The 17,948-nt window shown below is 29.0% G+C and carries 14 protein-coding genes; all 14 read right to left on the reverse strand.

Annotated features, from left to right (window positions below; all coding sequences use genetic code 11):
- Positions 1-1,272, reverse strand: a complete 1,272-nt coding sequence (locus PEPCATONIAE_RS00750; RefSeq protein ID WP_138158899.1) for a methionine gamma-lyase family protein — start codon at positions 1,270-1,272, stop codon at positions 1-3.
- A complete protein-coding gene (gene miaA, locus PEPCATONIAE_RS00755) occupies positions 1,259-2,173 on the reverse strand; it encodes a tRNA (adenosine(37)-N6)-dimethylallyltransferase MiaA (protein ID WP_138158901.1) in 915 nt (304 codons plus the stop codon). The genes PEPCATONIAE_RS00750 and miaA overlap by 14 nt, the downstream gene beginning before the upstream one ends.
- Positions 2,174-2,177: 4 nt before the next feature.
- A complete protein-coding gene (gene mutL, locus PEPCATONIAE_RS00760) occupies positions 2,178-4,028 on the reverse strand; it encodes a DNA mismatch repair endonuclease MutL (protein ID WP_138158903.1) in 1,851 nt (616 codons plus the stop codon).
- Positions 4,025-6,640 (reverse strand): DNA mismatch repair protein MutS, encoded by a 2,616-nt coding sequence (mutS, locus tag PEPCATONIAE_RS00765; RefSeq protein ID WP_346265064.1) that lies wholly within the window; start codon positions 6,638-6,640, stop codon positions 4,025-4,027. The genes mutL and mutS overlap by 4 nt, the downstream gene beginning before the upstream one ends.
- Positions 6,630-8,036 (reverse strand): tRNA (N6-isopentenyl adenosine(37)-C2)-methylthiotransferase MiaB, encoded by a 1,407-nt coding sequence (gene miaB, locus PEPCATONIAE_RS00770; RefSeq protein WP_138158905.1) that lies wholly within the window; start codon positions 8,034-8,036, stop codon positions 6,630-6,632. The genes mutS and miaB overlap by 11 nt, the downstream gene beginning before the upstream one ends.
- Positions 8,037-8,138: 102 nt before the next feature.
- On the reverse strand, positions 8,139-8,789 hold the full coding sequence (locus PEPCATONIAE_RS00775) for an AAA family ATPase (protein ID WP_138158907.1): 651 nt from the start codon (positions 8,787-8,789) through the stop codon (positions 8,139-8,141).
- A 4-nt stretch (positions 8,790-8,793) separates the two neighbouring features.
- A complete protein-coding gene (locus PEPCATONIAE_RS00780) occupies positions 8,794-9,027 on the reverse strand; it encodes a hypothetical protein (protein ID WP_138158909.1) in 234 nt (77 codons plus the stop codon).
- 13 nt (positions 9,028-9,040) lie between these two features.
- Positions 9,041-10,480: an AAA family ATPase gene (locus tag PEPCATONIAE_RS00785; RefSeq protein WP_180339330.1), complete on the reverse strand. Its 1,440-nt coding sequence runs from the start codon at positions 10,478-10,480 to the stop codon at positions 9,041-9,043.
- On the reverse strand, positions 10,477-11,457 hold the full coding sequence (locus tag PEPCATONIAE_RS00790) for a metallophosphoesterase family protein (RefSeq protein ID WP_138158913.1): 981 nt from the start codon (positions 11,455-11,457) through the stop codon (positions 10,477-10,479). The genes PEPCATONIAE_RS00785 and PEPCATONIAE_RS00790 overlap by 4 nt, the downstream gene beginning before the upstream one ends.
- Before the next feature lie 13 nt (positions 11,458-11,470).
- Positions 11,471-12,517 (reverse strand): recombinase RecA, encoded by a 1,047-nt coding sequence (gene recA / locus PEPCATONIAE_RS00795; protein ID WP_138158915.1) that lies wholly within the window; start codon positions 12,515-12,517, stop codon positions 11,471-11,473.
- Complete coding sequence (locus tag PEPCATONIAE_RS00800) at positions 12,501-13,742, reverse strand: competence/damage-inducible protein A (protein WP_138158917.1); 1,242 nt, start codon at positions 13,740-13,742, stop codon at positions 12,501-12,503. The genes recA and PEPCATONIAE_RS00800 overlap by 17 nt, the downstream gene beginning before the upstream one ends.
- A gap of 8 nt (positions 13,743-13,750) precedes the next feature.
- Complete coding sequence (gene pgsA, locus PEPCATONIAE_RS00805) at positions 13,751-14,284, reverse strand: CDP-diacylglycerol--glycerol-3-phosphate 3-phosphatidyltransferase (RefSeq protein ID WP_138158919.1); 534 nt, start codon at positions 14,282-14,284, stop codon at positions 13,751-13,753.
- The gene (rimO, locus tag PEPCATONIAE_RS00810; RefSeq protein ID WP_138158921.1) at positions 14,281-15,597 is read right to left on the reverse strand and encodes a 30S ribosomal protein S12 methylthiotransferase RimO; all 1,317 of its coding nucleotides are present in this window, start codon (positions 15,595-15,597) and stop codon (positions 14,281-14,283) included. Before rimO ends, pgsA begins: the two co-directional genes overlap by 4 nt.
- Complete coding sequence (locus PEPCATONIAE_RS00815; RefSeq protein WP_138158923.1) at positions 15,590-17,920, reverse strand: FtsK/SpoIIIE family DNA translocase; 2,331 nt, start codon at positions 17,918-17,920, stop codon at positions 15,590-15,592. The genes rimO and PEPCATONIAE_RS00815 overlap by 8 nt, the downstream gene beginning before the upstream one ends.
- Between the last annotated feature and the right edge of the window lie 28 nt (positions 17,921-17,948).

The following is a 17,948-nucleotide window of genomic DNA, read 5'->3' on the forward strand; positions in this document are numbered from 1 at the left end:
TTACATAAATTCTGATAAAATTTTTGCTAGTGCAAATTTTGAATGATAATAAGTTAATCCACCTTGGTAGTATACCATGTAGGGTTCTCTTAAAGGACCATCTGCTGAAAGCTCTATAGAGGATCCCTCTATAAAATCTCCTGCAGCCATTATTACCTTATCTTCATATCCCGGCATATCCCAAGGTTCAGGAATAAAGTGAGAGTCAACAGGAGATGATTCTTGAATTGCTCTGCAGAATTTTTTTAGTAATTCAGGATCCTTTAATTCAATGGCAAGTATTATGTCAGATCTCTTATCTGTGGACTTTGGTATTGTTCTAAAACCAAGTTTCTCAAAAGCCACGGAGAATAGTAAAGCGGAATTTACAGCGTCTTCTACAACTTTTGGAGATATAAACAATCCTTGTAGTATTTGTCTAGTCATACCAAAACTTAAACCGCAATCTTTGCCGATTCCTGGGGCTGTAAGTCTATTTGCTACTCTTTCAATAAGATCTTTCTTGCCAACTACATAGCCTCCACTGTAGGCTAATCCCCCTCCAGGATTTTTTATTAATGAACCTGCTATTAAGTCTGCTCCGTAATCTGTAGGTTCTACTGTTTCTGTAAACTCTCCATAGCAATTATCTACAAATGTAATAATGTTAGGATATTTTTCTTTTATATATTTTATGGCCTTAGCGAGTTCATCTACTGTAAGGGCTCTCCTATCTGAATAGCCCGTAGATCTTTGAAGACCTATTACCTTTGTTGTTTTTCTAATTTTATTGTCCAGATTTTCAATATCTATTGAATTATTTTTTAAGTCAAGCTCAGAGTACTCCACACCCTTTTCTATTAAAGAACCTTTAGCATCTCCTTTAATACCAATTACTTTTTGTAGTGTGTCATAAGGAGATCCTGTTATATATAGTAAATGATCTCCCCTTTCAAGACATGAAAAAAGACTCAGGGAGATAGCATGAGTTCCGCTAACTATATTAGGTCTAACAAGCCCATCTTCTGTATTAAATATTAGACTATAGATTTTTTCAACTTTTTCTCTACCTATATCCCCGTATCCATAGCCTGTAGTCCAATTAAAGTCAGTTGACTGAAGTTTGCACTCTTGCATAGCTTTTAATATTTTTATCTGATTATACTGGCTTATATCCTTTCTATCTCTAAATTTATGTTCCAGTTCCTTTTCACAAGTTTCTATAAAATCGTATACTTTTTTTGAAATTTTATATTCTCTATCAAGTATTGAGTATAATTTATTTCTTTCCAAAATGCTCTCCCACTAATTTATCAATTTTTTCTTGCCAATTGTCTTCATCTTTATTTATCCAAATAATTCTTTTATCCTTTTTAAACCAAGTAAGCTGTCTTTTTGCATATCTTCGTGAATTTCTTTTTATTAATTCTACGGCTCTATTAAGATCTATTTCCCCTTTTAAATATGATATAAGCTCTCTATAGCCTATAGCTTTAAAACTTTCTAAATCATCACGGCTAAATTTGTTAAATAAAAATTCAGTTTCTTCTAAAAGTCCTGCTTCCATCATATTATCAACTCTTAAATCAATTTTTTCGTAAAGTCTTTTTCTATCCATATATAAGCCTATAAACAAAAGGTTGTATGAATTATTCTCACTTCTAAAATTTTCATTATTCTTCCTGGAGTATTTATTAATTTCAAGAGCTCTTATAAGCCTTTGTTTATTAGCTGGATCTATTTTTAAGGCACTTATAGGATCCAAACTTTCTAGTTTTTTATAAAGATAATCAGATCCCATGTTTTCATATAAACTGTCAAGGTAATCTCTATATTCTTTATCTTCCTTAACCTCCTGAAAATCTAAATTATAAACTATTGAATTAATATAAAGCCCTGTTCCACCAACTATAATGGGTAAGAAGTTTCTAAGATTTATGTTTTTTATAAGCTTTTTTGTTTCATATTGAAAGTCAACCACACTATATTTTTCACTAGGATTAATAATATCTATCATATGATGCTTAATATAAGTATCTTTAATATTAATTTTTGCAGTACCTATGTCCATACCTTTATAGATTTGCATAGAATCTGCCGATATAATCTCTCCCTTATATTTTTCGGCAAGCTTAATTGATAGGTCGCTTTTCCCAATTCCTGTAGGTCCTGTAATAATTAAAAGATTATCCAAAGGATCACTCCCTTAAAAACATTTTTTCTATGTTAGATTTTCTAATTTCTATAACAGTTGGTCTTCCATGTGGACAGGTATAAGGGTTATCGCATTCAAGTAAGGATTTTAACAAAGAATCAACTTCGTTTAAGCTTAGTTTATCGCCAGCTTTAACGGCGGCTTTACAAGCTTTTTTCATAATTCTATATGGATCTACTTGATATGGATTTGATACGCTCTCAAGAGAAGATATAAGATCATAAATAAAGTTTTTATCTATATTTTCACCAAATAATATAGGATATTGTCTTATTAGAACTTCAGACTCTCCAAAATCGGATATTTCAAAACCTAATCGCTTAAATAAATCTAAATTGTTTTCAATAAGATTTTTTTCCTTAGGGCTTAGCTTGATTATTTCAGGTTTAAGTAGTATTTGGCTATATACTTTAGAATTATCATACTGATTTTTAAATTTTTCGTACATGACTCTTTCATGAGCTGCATGCTGATCTATTAAAAACAAGGTATCTCTAGATTTATCCTCTAATATTATAAATGTATCAAAAATTATACCTACAGGCCTTGCAGTTAAAAGGTCCTTGTCTATTTTTTTATTATTATCTTCTAAGAGATTATTAGAAACTTTTTCAGTTAAGGCACTATTGTTGAAATTGATCTCATATTTAATATCACTTTCTTTAACTTTAGATTCTCTAGTATCAAAATTAGGTTCCTTTACATCAAAATTTTGATATTTATGATTTATGCTCACCTGATTATCACTAAGACTTTTTTTATCTTTAAATAAATCAAAAATACTTATATTTTTATTTGATTTGTTTAAAGATTGATTATTTTCAGTTTTTTTAGGATTATAAATCAATCTATTAGGATAAAGAGCTTCCGAGACCAGATTTGATAAGATTTCAGTTAAATTATTATCTTTAGAAAGTTTAATTTCTTGTTTTTTCGGGTGTATATTTACATCCACTAAAATAGGATCTATATTTATATATAAAACAAATACCGGAAATCTCTTTAGAGGAATCAATGAGTAATATTTATCTTCTATAGCTTTTGATATCTCTAAGCTTTTTACATATCTACCATTAATATAAATATACTGGTGAAGTCTGTTCGACCTATATAAGTTATTATTTGAAATAAATCCCTTAATATCATAGGAAGATGATTTAAATTCTATAGGAATTAATTGTGAGGCAATATCTCTTCCTAAAATCGAATATATATGATTTATATTATTTTCATTTTTTAAAGATTCAAGTATTATTTTATTATTTCTAATAAGTTTAATAGATATATTTGGATTTGAAAGAGCAATTTTCTGAGCTATATCATAGATATTATTAAATTCGACATTATCGCTTTTTAAATATTTCCTTCTAACAGGAGTATTGTAAAATATGTCTCTTATATAGAAGCTGGTACCTCTTTGCATTGCTATATTTTTTATATCCCTAATAAGTCCCTGATCTACATAAGCTTTTAAACCTGTTTTTTCAGCATCGTTTTTTGTTAAAACTTCAATTTTTGACACAGCTGATATACTTGCTAAAGCTTCTCCCCTAAAACCTAAAGAAGATATATTCATAAGGTCATCGGCATTTTTAAGTTTAGAAGTTGAATGCCTAAGAAAAGCAATTTGTAAATCTTCTTTAATCATTCCGATGCCATCGTCGATAATTTTTATCTCATGAGTACATTCCCCTTGTATTTGAACAAGAATATGTTTAGCTTGTGCATCTATTGAATTTTCAAGAAGCTCTTTTACAATTGATGCCGGGTTTTCAATAATTTCACCTGCGGCAATTTTTGAAATTGTATTATCATCAAGTATATTTATAGTCATAGTATCTTCCTTATTTCTTGAATAATTTTATTTAGTAGGTTAAGAGATTCTAAAGGCGAAATATTATTTATATCTATTTGTGAAATATCACTAATTAATTTGTTCTTTGCTGGATCCTCCAAACTTTCTTGCTTAATTGATCCTGAAGAGCTTAAAATTTTGATATCTTTATCTTCTGATATGGTATATAGAATTTCATTTGCTCTATTTAAAATAGACTCATTTATCCCGGCAAGTTTTGCAACTTCTATACCATAAGAATTGTCGCTATACCCTTCTACTATTTTCCGTAAAAAAATAATATTATCCTCTTGATTTTCAACTTCTATAGTTAAATTAGTTACAGATTTATACTTTTTACTTAATTCTACCAATTCATGATAATGAGTTGCAAATAGGGTTTTAGCTTTTATATTTTCTGCTATATTTTCAACTATAGCCCAAGCAAGAGAGATGCCATCATAGGTACTAGTACCTCTACCTACTTCATCAAGTATTACAAGAGAATCTTTAGTTGCGTTGTTAATAATATTGGCAACCTCTTTCATCTCCACCATAAAAGTACTTTCGCCTCTTGAAAGGTTATCTGAAGCTCCTATTCTTGTAAACAATTTATCTATAATAGAAATATTTGCATAAGATGCAGGTACGAAAGAACCAATTTGAGCCATTATAACAATAATAGCGACTTGACGCATATAAGTCGACTTACCTGCCATGTTTGGACCGGTAATTATATGAATCATATTGTCCATATTGTCAAGTATTGTATCATTAGCTATAAAACGTTCATCTGTCATACTTTTTTCTACAATAGCATGTCTACCATCTTTTATATCTATAATTCCATTATTATTAATAATGGGTTTTACATAATTATTTTTAATAGCAGTGTCTGCAAGGGAGGCTAAAATATCAATTTTTGAAATAGCCTTTGAAAGAATTTGAATATTATGGATATTGTTTATTAATTCCTTCCTAAGATCGTTGAAAAGATCCATTTGCATTTTCAAAGCATCTTCTCTTGAGGTTAGAAGTTTAGATTCCATTTCCTTAAGCTCAATACAAAAATATCTCTCAGAACCTACCAGTGTTTGTTTTCTAATGTAGCTATCAGGTACTTTGTCTGTAAATGACTTAGTAACTTCAATAAAGTAGCCTAGGATTTTATTATATTTTATTTTAAGGTTTTTTATTCCTGTATCTTTTCTTTCCTTGTCTTCAAGCTTTAAGATCCATTCTTTACCTCTTGAACTTATATCAAAAAGTTGATCTAAATCTTCAGAAAATCCGGTTCTAATAAAAGGGTTCTCCTCAAAATTAGCTGGAGGGTCTTCCATTATCATTTCTGAAATTCTGCTTTTTATTTCAGAAAGAGGCTCTATTTCATCTGAAAGATCATTAAAAATTTTATAGTCGCAAGTCGCTAAAATTTCTTTAATCTTATTTATGGAATCCAAAGAATCGGCCAATGATATAAGATCCTTAGGAGTAACTGTTTCTTTTGCGATTTTAACACTTAATCTCTCAATATCATAAATATTTTTTAAGTAAGAAGCAATTTTATCAAGAAGTATAAAATCTTTTATAAAGGTATCTATGATTTCATATCTGTATTCAATTTTTTCTTTATTTTTCAAAGGTTCTTCAATCCATTTTTTAAGCTCTCTAGATCCCATAGATGTCTTGCAATTGTCAAGTACGCCAAGTAGGGATTCAGATTTAGACCCTGTGTTGGAGCCGCGAACAAGTTCAAGATTTTGCCTTGAATTTTCATCAATAGTCATAAACTTATCGCTATCATAATATACTATTGAGTTTAAGTGATTTAATCCCATTTTTTGTGTTTCAGCCAAGTAATTAAGCAGAATATTAACAGAAGAAAAATCATTAACAAGGTTTTTTGAACCTAAAGCATCTAGGTCTTTAATAATATCTTTATTAATTAAAAATCTATTTTTTTCATTAATTACAGTATAATCATAGCTGAAATCATCAATATAGTTGACATAAGTATTTAATCCTTCAATAGCATTAACAACTTTTTTATTATTTTGTTTATTTATAAGAATTTCGCTTGGATTTATTCTATAATATTCATCCGTAAAGAATTTTATAAGATTATCAGAATTTAAAAATACTTTTGAGGTAGTGTAAAGCTCACCTGTACTGTAATCGGAATAACTTATATATACGCTGTTATTTTTAATAAATAAAGATAATAAAAAGTTGTTTTCCCCTCCCTTTAAATAGTTAGGATCAGTGAAGGTCCCGGGAGTTAAGACTTGTATTACCTCTCTTTTTACTAATGATTTTGCTAATTTAGGATCTTCTACTTGTTCGCATATTGCAACCTTATACCCTCTATTAATAAGTCTTGATATATATGACTGGGCTACATGATAAGGAAATCCGCACATTGGGGTATTAGATCCTGAAGAAGCCCTTTTAGTTAGTGTCAGATCTAACTCTTTAGATACAATTAAAGCATCTTCAAAAAACATTTCATAAAAATCTCCAAGTCTAAAAAGTAATATTTTATCCTTATGTTCTTTTTTAATATCTAAATATTGCTTCATCATTGGAGTTATATTTTCTTTATTAAGATTCAATTAAATCACCATTTAAAGAAAAAGTATTTGCAGATATAATTTTTACATCCAAAATATTTCCAATATCTTTTTTATTTCCCTTGAAATTAACAGTTTTAAAACCTTCTGTCCTGCCTGTTAAAACGTCACTTCTATTTTTACTTGCTCCCTCAACAAGGACTTTTTCAATATTACCTATAAGTTTTGTATTTTTTTTAAGTTGAATAGGATACAAAACATCAAGGAGTCTTTCAAATCTTTCATGCTTTATATTATCTGGGATTTGTTCTTTAGATTTTGCAGCCCTTGTCCCTTCCCTTTTTGAGTATATAAAGGTGAAGGACGTATCATATTCGACTTTTTTAACTAGGTCTAGAGTTTCTAAAAAGTCTTCTTCTTCCTCTCCCGGGAATCCCACCATTAAGTCTGTGCACAAAGCTATATCGGGATTTACATTTTTAATTTTATCTATAATTTTCAAATAGTCTTCTTTTGTATATTTTCTATTCATTAATTTAAGTAATCTTGTTGATCCGGATTGAACTGGTAAATGTAGAAAGTTACATAGCTTGTCAAGATCTTTATAGGCATTTATAAGTTCATCTGAGATATCCTTAGGGTGAGATGTCATAAATCTTATTCTTTCCAATCCGTCAATTTCATTGATTCTATACAACAGGTCTGTAAAATTTATTCTTTTGTCTAAATTTTTTCCATAGGAGTTTACATTTTGACCCAAAAGAGTTACTTCTTTAGTACCTGTTTTAACAAGATTTTTAATTTCATTAATTATATCATCAGGCTCTCTACTACTTTCTCTGCCTCTAGTATACGGTACAATGCAAAAAGTACAAAAATTATCACATCCATACATGATATTTACATAAGACTTAAATTTATAAAGTCTATTTGTGCCAATATCGCTATCTGTACGAAGCATACTCTCATCAATATCCATTGCCAAACTATTAGTTTCATAGTTGGAAATTATTAACTCCGGTAGTCTAAAAATATTGTTAGTTCCGAAAATTATATCTACATTTTCGAATTTATCAATTACATATTCTCTTGATTCTTTTCTTTGCATCATGCAGCCACAAACGGCAACTTTCATATTTTTATTTTGATTTTTTAGATGTTTAAGATTTCCCAACTGTCCATAGACCTTATCTTCCGCAGAGTGTCTTACAGAACACGTATTAAGCAAAATAAAGTCTGCATCCTCTATTGTATCTACTAGATTGTAACCCATTTTTTCAAGTAACCAACTTATTTTTTCGGAATCGTGTTCATTCATTTGACAACCATGAGTTATAACAAGTGCATTTTTATTTTGACAGCTATAATTCTCTTTAACATTTTTTATATATTCTTCAATATTATATTTATAATCGTTAATTAAATTTATATTTTCCAATTTAAACCTCTCTTTGCTAATACATAATTATAACATAGTAAGGCTTTATAAGTAGCGCTGAAATAAAAAATAAACTCCTTAGAGTTTATTTAAAAAGTTGTATTAATACTCATTAGACTTTTCCACAATAGAAATGCCGGCTTTATTTGTCACAAAATATGACAAGTCGCAAATTTCACTTAAATGTTTATCGTGGGTTACCATTATTATTTGTCTTTTAAACATATTTGAGGATTTTTTTAAAAGCTCCCCAAGATTAAATATATAGTCGTCACTTACGTGCTTTCCAGGTTCATCTAAAATCAAAGGACCCTGTATTTCAGGTCTATGGATTTGCATAAAAGCAATCCTTAAAGCTATAGATATAATGTCTACTATTCCTCCACCTCGCGCAAGTTCTGGTTTTGTTTTTATACTATAGCCATCATAGTTAGATATAACGTAAAATTCTGCCTGAGGTATATCTCTGCTTTCGCTAATTTCAATAGTAAACTCAATATCACTTTCAAGTATGTATTGCAAACATTTTGTAACCAAGTTTTCAATTTGTGTCTTAGCTTGCCTTCTGCCATAATCAGAAGTCTTTTGAAAAAGAATTATAACCTTAGATAGAATATTTTCATATTCTTCCAAAGATTGGATTTCAGACTGAGTCTTATCTAATTGTGCTTGTAAAATACTTCTTTCTCCCCTAGCAACATTTATTTCCTTTTCGAGAGAAACTATTTTATTATTAAGAAAATCCAGATCCATTTAATCATTCCTTAGGCATTAATTCATTTGCTTGTTTAAAAAGTTCATCTATTTCGCTTTTAAGTTTAGCTATTTCACCTTCTAAATTTTCAGGTTCAATATTCAGCGCTTTTATCTCTTTTATAAGTTCCTCTTTTTGCGAATAAAGTTGTTCAAGCTTGGCTTCCGCTTTATATTTAATACTTTTAGATTTTTCAAGTTCATCTCTTAACTTATTAAGATTTTCTTCGTAATTCATAATAACTCCTTAATTATAAAAGTTCTTTTATATGGCTTATTGTGTCATCTGTTATTTCGCTCATGCACAGAGGACAATGACCTAATTTTAATAAATTATATTCATATTCGTTATAATATTCATCTATAGATATCTTAGTTTTATTTATATAGTTGTTAAGGTTTTTAATATCCTCTGTTAAGGCATTTAAAGATTTTAAAGAATTAGACAATAGATTTAATAAAGATATTTTGTCATTAAGATTTTTACTAATAAAAAGGACTTTATCAATTTGTTTATATTTTTTTATAAATTTTTCTCCAAGTTCAATTCTATCAATTATATTGGTATATCTACTGTATATATCCAAAATATTATTATATTTTTTTATTTTTTCTTTAAGAGAAATTTGTAAATTATCTATAGAGGTTAAATCCTTGTATTTATTAAGACTAAACCTCGTATTTTCTAAATTAACATTTAAAATCTCAAGATTTTTATATAAATCATTAAAATTTTTATATTTATCAAATTTAAAAATAATATTTTCTTTTAAATTTTCCAATTTTGATAAATTTTTTACTTTTTCTAAAATTTTAGTGTTATAAGATATTTCTAAACTAATATCTATATAATTCTTGCTTAGATTTTTTAATTCTTTATACTTATAGTATTTAAAATTTATATCACTAAGCAAAATAGAAATTTTTTCTAAATTTTTATATTTGTTTAGTTCTTTTTTTATAACTTTAAGTTCAGAATTAAAATTCAAATAAAATTTGTTTAAATCGTTAAGTTTATCATAAAAAATTATCTTAGTATCAAGATCTTTTTTTAGAGCTTTAAGTTTGCCTAAAAGTAGCTCCTTATCTTTTAAATAGTAAAAAGCTTTTAGTTCCTCAGACAATTCATCTGACTTGGACTTTAAATATTTTAAACTTGTAGATGAAGTTTTACTATCTCTTATAGCATCTCTCATTGCATTATCTATAAGATTAACACCTATTAATCTACCAATAGCACTGGCTCTAATAGAAGTTTTTTCATTAATTAAAAATGGGCCTTCAAGTTGCTCAGCTATGTTGATAATATTATCATTACTACTGTCAAGGCTTATTTTATACATATTTATTTCTTGAATAATTTCTTTGGGAACACTTCTGCCAAATCCGTCAAAATTAAATTCTTCACCATTTGATTTCTTTAAATAATAGCTGTTTTTTGAAGAGGATCTAAATCTCCTTACTATGGCCCCTGTATTGAAATAAATAGTTACCGAAACTTTTTTCTCTCCCTGTCTAATAAAATAGTCGCCTTGAGGTTCATTATAAAGAGCCCATTTAATAGCTCTAATTATAGCTGTCTTACCACTATCAGAACTACCTATTATTACATTTAATCCTCTGTTAAATTCAAGAGTACTTTTTTTGTGAGACTGAAAATTTTCAAGTTCCAATTTTGTAATATAGATCAATAAAATTCAGCCTCCTGTATTTGTTGTTTTTCAATTCTTTTTATAGCTTCTTTTCTAATTTTTTCATCTATGGATTCATTTAATGCAATATTGTTCAAAATATCATAAACATCAATATTACCAAGTTCCGTCGTTGATTCTATGATTTCTTTAAACTCATCAAGTTTAAAACTCTTAAACTTATGTCTTTCAATTTCACTTCTATCAAGGACTAATTCTCCATCAAGAGCGGATTTTAAATAAATATCTTTTATTTCAATTTTATCAGTTAATTCAATTATATTTACCTTGGGTTTTCTTTTTATTTCAGTTAAGGAGTTGGATATACGAATCAAAGCTCCTGGATTAATAAAATATTTATCGTCTACTTTTTGAGTTTTAAAACCATAATGATAGTGACCTGCCAAGGTAATGTCAGCTTTTGTGTCTAAAATTTCAGATATAAGAGTGTGGGATACACCCCTTATAAAAGGCTTATCTATCAAAAATCCATGAGTCATATGAATCATATAATCAACATTAGGATTTTTTTCTTTAACAATATAATTTTCTCTATTTTCTGGATTATCCATACCCACTGAATAAGGATAACCTGTAAGCTGTACTTTTATACCATCTTTTTCGAGTATAATTTTTTTATCATTAACCAAGTTAACTACATTAAAGCTATTTAACAATCCTAACATACTTCTATTTAAAGTTTTGGAATTATGACCGAATATATCGTGATTACCACTTATTATATAAATAGGTGCTTTAAATTTCCTAAATATTTTTGAAAAATCAGCCACTAAAGCAATAGGTGTGTCAGGTCTATCAAAAAGATCTCCTCCATGTAGTACGAAGTCAACATTTTCTCTTATACTTATATCTGCTACTTCATTTATTTTGTTTTTTAAAGTTTGTAAGAAATCATCTAGCCTATTTTTTGGGCTTGTAGCTCTGATATGAGTATCTGTAAAATACAAAAATTTCAACTATATCACTGCCTTATTCATTAAGGTCTGAATCTTGAGCATCCTTATCGTCTATTTTTTTATCATGTTTACCTATATGATATTTCTCTTTTATTTCAGCTTCAATTTCTTGTAAGACTTCAGGATTTGCAAGAAGAAAATCCTTTGAATTTTCTCTTCCTTGACCAAGTTTATGTTCATTATAACTGTACCAAGCTCCTGATTTATTAACTATACCTGCTTCTGTTCCAACATCTAAAATATTTCCTATTCTAGATATTCCAGTTCCATACATAATATCAAATTCAGCTTGTTTAAAAGGGGGAGCAACTTTGTTTTTTACAACCTTAACCCTAACCCTATTACCGACTATTTGATCGCCTTGTTTCACGTTTTCTGTTCTTCTAATATCAAGTCTTATGGTAGAATAAAACTTTAATGCCCTACCACCTGTTGTCGTTTCAGGATTTCCAAACATTACTCCAACTTTTTCTCTTAACTGATTGATAAATATAACTGCAGTTTTTGATCTATTAATGGCTCCAGTAAGCTTTCTAAGAGCTTGAGACATGAGTCTTGCTTGAAGACCTATATGGCTATCTCCCATTTCACCTTCGATTTCAGCTTTAGGCACAAGAGCCGCAACAGAATCTACTATAATAACGTCAACTGCATTTGATCTAACTAAAGATTCTGTTATTTCAAGAGCTTGTTCTCCCGTATCAGGTTGAGAAATTATTAAATTCTCTATATCAACTCCAAGGTTTTTGGCGTATCCCGGATCAAGAGCATGTTCGGCGTCTATAAAAGCCGCTATACCGTCTCTTTTTTGAGCTTCAGCAAGTATATGGAGAGCAAGGGTTGTTTTGCCTGAAGATTCAGGTCCATATATTTCTATAATTCTTCCCCTAGGTATACCTCCTACACCAAGTGCTAAATCCAAAGATAAAGCACCAGTAGGGATAATATCTATATCAAGTTTGCTATCTTCTCCTAGTTTCATAATAGAACCTTTTCCGAATTGTTTTTCAATTTTTGCTATAGCAGAATCTAAAGCTCTTTTCTTATTTTCTTGTTCCATATTGCCCTCCTATTTTAAATATCAAGTGTAATAAAATTGTATCTACAGTGCGTGATTGAATAGTATTTCTATCTCCATTTAAAAAATATTCTTTTGTTTCATAATTATTTTCATTAAAATAATAACAGACAAAAACAGTACCTATGTCTTTTTCTGACTTAATAGGACCTGCCTCCCCTGTAACTGAAACACTTATGTCACTCATGTTAAGTTTACTAAGACCATACGCCATTTCATAAGCAGTTTCTTTTGATACAGCACCGTATTTGTTAAGAGTTTCGGGTTTTACTCCAAGAAGTTTTGATTTTGCTTCATTTGAGTATGTTATAATCGAATTTTTAATAGACTTAGATGCACCGGCCTCTGACGTTAATCTTGAGGTTAATAATCCACCTGTAACTGATTCTGCAAAGGATATGGTAAGATTATTTCTTATAAGCTTATTTAAAAGCATTTTTGCTAAGCTTATATTATCTTCAGAATAAAGATTTTTGCCAAAGCTTTCGTGAAGTCTTTTAACAACCTCATCAACCTTACTTATTAGTTTAGTTCTATCTTCTCCTTCTGCAATTATTTTGACTTCAGTATCGTAGTATCTGGCGAAAGTATTTAGAGAAACTTCACTATCTTCCAAATTTAATTTTCTAAGTCTATCCTCAACTTTACTCTCTCCAAGACCTGCAATATTTACCGATTTAATAATTATGGATCTGTCATTTATTAAATATTTCATAGTATATTTGTCAACCATAGGTTCAAATTCCCTTGGAGGTCCGGGAAGTAAAAATATTTTTTTATCTTTGTATTCAACAAGCTCGCCAGGAGCGGTACCATTATCATTATCAAGAATAGTTGATGACTCTATAACATAAGCTTGTCTTACATTATTTTTAGTCATAGTAGATTTATTCTTTTTGAATCTATTTATTAATTTGTTATATTGCTCATCATCAAGTATAAGCTTTCTGTCTAAATAATTAGCCAAAACTTGCTTAGTAATATCATCATCTGTTGGCCCAAGACCTCCGCACAAAAATAATATATCAACTTTTGAAAGTAAGTTTTCAATTTGATTTGTCAAAGCTTGTGCATTATCTCTAACTGATACATGATAGTCTACATGCACTCCAATTTCTGAAAGCTTTTCAGAAAGATATTTTATGTTTGTATTTAATATACTTCCTATAATTATTTCAGTTCCAACTGTTATTATTCCTGCATTCATAATTTCTCCTAAATATTCTCAAGATCCAAAACCCTTTTATTTTTTATAAAATAATCTAAACCTGAAATTATTGTAAATAATATTGCTAAATAGAAAAGATATATTCCAAATTTATATAAAATAGTTATGTTAGACAAAAGTATTATTGTGGATATAAGCTGGGATACTGTTTTTACTTTTCCAAGTTTGCTTGCTGCAATTGTTATGTTTTCAGATGCAGCTATAATTCTTAATCCAGTTACGGCAAACTCCCTTGCTATTATAATAATAACTCCCCAGGCGGGAACATCTCCTATTTCTGTAAGAATAATTAAAGCGGCACAAACAAGAATTTTATCAGCAAGGGGGTCTGCAAACTTGCCGAAATTAGTCACCAATTGATTTTTTCTGGCTATATATCCATCTAAAAAATCTGTAAAAGAGGCAAATATAAAAATTATAGTTGCAGCTATCCTTGCACCTTGGAAATCCATATACATTAATACAACAAAAACAGGTACCAATAAAATTCTTAAAAAAGTTAATTTATTAGCTAAATTCATAACAACTCACCAATTAAATCATACTCAAAACTATCGATTACTTGCACTTTTACGAAGTCACTTATGCATATATTCTTATTAGTATTTAAATAAATAACTCCATCTACTTCAGGAGCATCGCAATATGCCCTTCCAATATAATTAAAGTCATCAACCTTTTCTTCAACTAAAACATCAAGTGTTTTTCCTATATAGTTTTTAATATTATCTTCTGAGATATCTTTTTGGAGGCTCATTATTCTTTCATATCTATCTTCCTTTATTTCATCAGATAGATGATTTTTTAAATTATAAGCAGGAGTGTTTTCTTCCTTAGAATATTTAAAAACACCTAACTTATCAAGTTTGTTATCCTTAATGAAATTATAGAGTTCCATAAAATCTTCTTCACTTTCTCCAGGAAAACCTACAATAAAAGTTGTTCTTATAACAATATTTGTAATTTCTTTTCTTAGCTTATTAATTAAATTTTGAATGCTTTGCCTATCTGTGTGTCTATTCATCATCTTTAAAATTTTGTTGCTTACATGTTGAAGAGGAATGTCCACATATTTTAAAAGTTTATCATTTGTTTTAAATTCATTAATTAGCCTAGTATTTAAGTTATCTGGATATAAATACATGACTCTTATCCACTCAAGATCTTTTATTTTAGAAATTTTTGCTATAAGATCTGCTAACTTATATTCACCGTAAATATCTATACCATAGTCTGTGGTATTTTGCGCAATTAAAATTATCTCTTTTGCACCTTTGCTGACTAAATACTCAACCTCATCATAAATGTCTTCTATTTTTCTTGATCTGTTGCTACCTCTTAATTTTGGAATAATACAATAGGTGCAATTGTTATTGCATCCTTCTGAGATTTTGACATATTCAGTAGCAAATACATCTTTTTTCTTAAGCCCTTCTATATATTTATTATTTAAGTTATCTATTTCTATAGTTTTTTTGCCTTTTAGTGAAGTATCAAGAATATTATTTATATCGCCAAAATTGCCTGTTCCTATAATTGAGTCAATTTCAGGGATTTCTTCCAATAGTTCCTTTGAGTATCTTTGTGCAAGACACCCTGTTACAATAAGCTTCTTACACTTACCGGTTTCTTTATATCTTGAAGAACTTAATATTGCGTCTATAGATTCTTCTTTAGCAGCATCTATAAAACCACAAGTATTTACAACTATTACATCTGCACATTCAATGTCATCACTTATATCAAATTTATTTTCATCAAGAATAGATTTCATTTGAGAAGTATCTATGTCATTTTTAGAACAACCGAGAGTCATAAAATATACTTTATTCATTATCGTCTCCTATCAGTTTTCTAATATCTTCTTCACTCATTAAAATTTTTCGAGGTTTGGATCCTTCGTAAGGACCTATAATACCGGACTCTTCCATTTGATCAACAATTCTTGCAGCACGAGAGTAGCCTACTTTTAATTTTCTTTGTAAAAATGAAATTGAAGCCTGCTCATCCATTAATATATATTCAACAGCTTTTGCAAAAAGAGGATCTTTAGCATTATCAATGCTATCTTTTTTTTCTTTTATTTCATTTTTTATTTTATTCTCATACGGATTATCATATTCTGAATTTTCTTTTACGTAATTTACAACGGCTTCAACTTCATCGTCACTAATAAAAGCTCCTTGTAATCTTACAGGTTTAGAGTAAAAGCCAGGATAAAAAAGCATATCTCCTTTTCCTAAAAGTTTTTCAGCACCGCTCATATCTAAAATAGTTCTTGAATCAATAGATGAAGATACAGCAAAGGCAATTCTTGATGGAATATTGGCTTTGATTGTACCTGTTATTACATCAACAGATGGCCTTTGAGTGGCAATAATTAAATATATTCCAGCAGCTCTTGCCATTTGAGCAAGTCTTGTAATATAATCTTCAACCTCAGCTTGAGATGCCATCATTAGATCTGATAGCTCATCGATTATAATCACTATTTTAGGAATAGGATCTCCTTCTATGCCAGCCTTTTTCACTTTGTTGTTATATGATGTAAGGTCTCTAACAGCGTTTTCAGCAAAAATTTTATATCTTCTTTCCATTTCTCCTACTGCCCAATTAAGTGCAAAAGCTGCTTTTTTAGGATCGGTTACAACTGGAATTAAAAGATGAGGTATTCCGTTATAGACACTTAACTCAACAACTTTAGGATCTATTAACATAAGCTTAACTTCGTCAGGTGAAGATTTATATAAAATACTAACAATTATTGTGTTAATACAAACTGATTTGCCTGATCCAGTAGCTCCTGCAATTAACAAGTGAGGCATTTTATCTATAGATGATATTTCAATAGATCCAGATACATCCTTTCCTAAGGCTAAAGGTAGATGGGAAGTTGAATTTTTAAACTTATTGCTTCCAATAATTTCTCTAATAGTTACGGGTTGTTTATTTTTATTCGGCACTTCTATTCCAACTGCAGATTTTCCCGGAATTGGAGCTTCAATTCTTATGTCCGAGCTTGCCAGGGATAAAGATAAATTATCATTTAAAGATACTATTTTAGACAGCTTGACTCCTGCTGCAGGCTCAAGTTCATAGCAGGTAATTACAGGTCCTCTGTTAATCGCTACTATTTTACATTCTATTCCAAAATTCTCCATCGTTTTTTGAATTATTTGTCCATTTTTAATAATTTCACTTTTGGATATCTCAGTTGCTCCATCGTAATTATTAAGCAGATCTATTTTAGGAAAGGAGTAAATATTTTTTGATTTTTCTAAACCTTTATTTAAAACCAATTTTTCTTCTTCTAACTCTTTATCAAAGTCAAAATTTGTTTTATTTAATTCTTTTTCAATAATTTTGGTCTTATCTTTATTTTCTTTTTCTGGCTCACCCATAAAAGGGTTTTGCATTATATTATCTTCTTCTAAATCTGAAGACTCTTCATTTATAAGCTGATTTATCTGAAAATCTTTTATAAGAAAATCTTTTTTTTCATCTGCTAAAAGATTTATAGGCTCTTCAATAGTATCAAAATTTTTCTCTGCCCCTTTTTTCTCTTCCTTAGCAAATTTTCTTTTTTCTGATTTTTCTATTAAATTTTCTCTAAAACTAGAAAGCTTTTCAGAAAATCTTGAGAAGAATTCTTTATTGTATTTAACAAGTAGATAAAAATTAAATACTATTATAAGAGACAAAATAATATAAGTTCCAATAGAGCCGAAAAGCTTATAAAGAAAAAATCCAAGAATAGAACCTAAAATACCCCCTGAAGTTGCAATGTCAAGGTATTGAATGGATAAAGATATTCTGTCTATTAAGGTTAAATCTGATGTCTTGGTTCCGTCAAGAAAAACTAATATACAAAGAGTTATGATAATACCTGAGATAACTATTTTGAAAAAATTTTGTCTAAATTTTTCAAAACCGTATAAAAGTCCCCATACTATAAATAAAATTGGAAAAATAAAATTTCCACTTCCGCATAAAAATGTAAATATTTTATAAAAAATATTTCCAATTATTCCCATTTTTGAACTGAAAAGACTTATTAAACTAAGTAAACCAAGAATTATTAGGCTTATACTTATAATTTCTTTATTAAAATTTTGTGAATTAACTTTATTTTTTTTAAAAATTTTTTTCTTTGCCAAATTGACACCTCGTATGTTGATTATACCA

The sequence above is a fragment of the Peptoniphilus catoniae genome (genome assembly GCF_901447155.2).
Classification (GTDB): Bacteria; Bacillota; Clostridia; order Tissierellales; family Peptoniphilaceae; genus Peptoniphilus_E; species Peptoniphilus_E catoniae.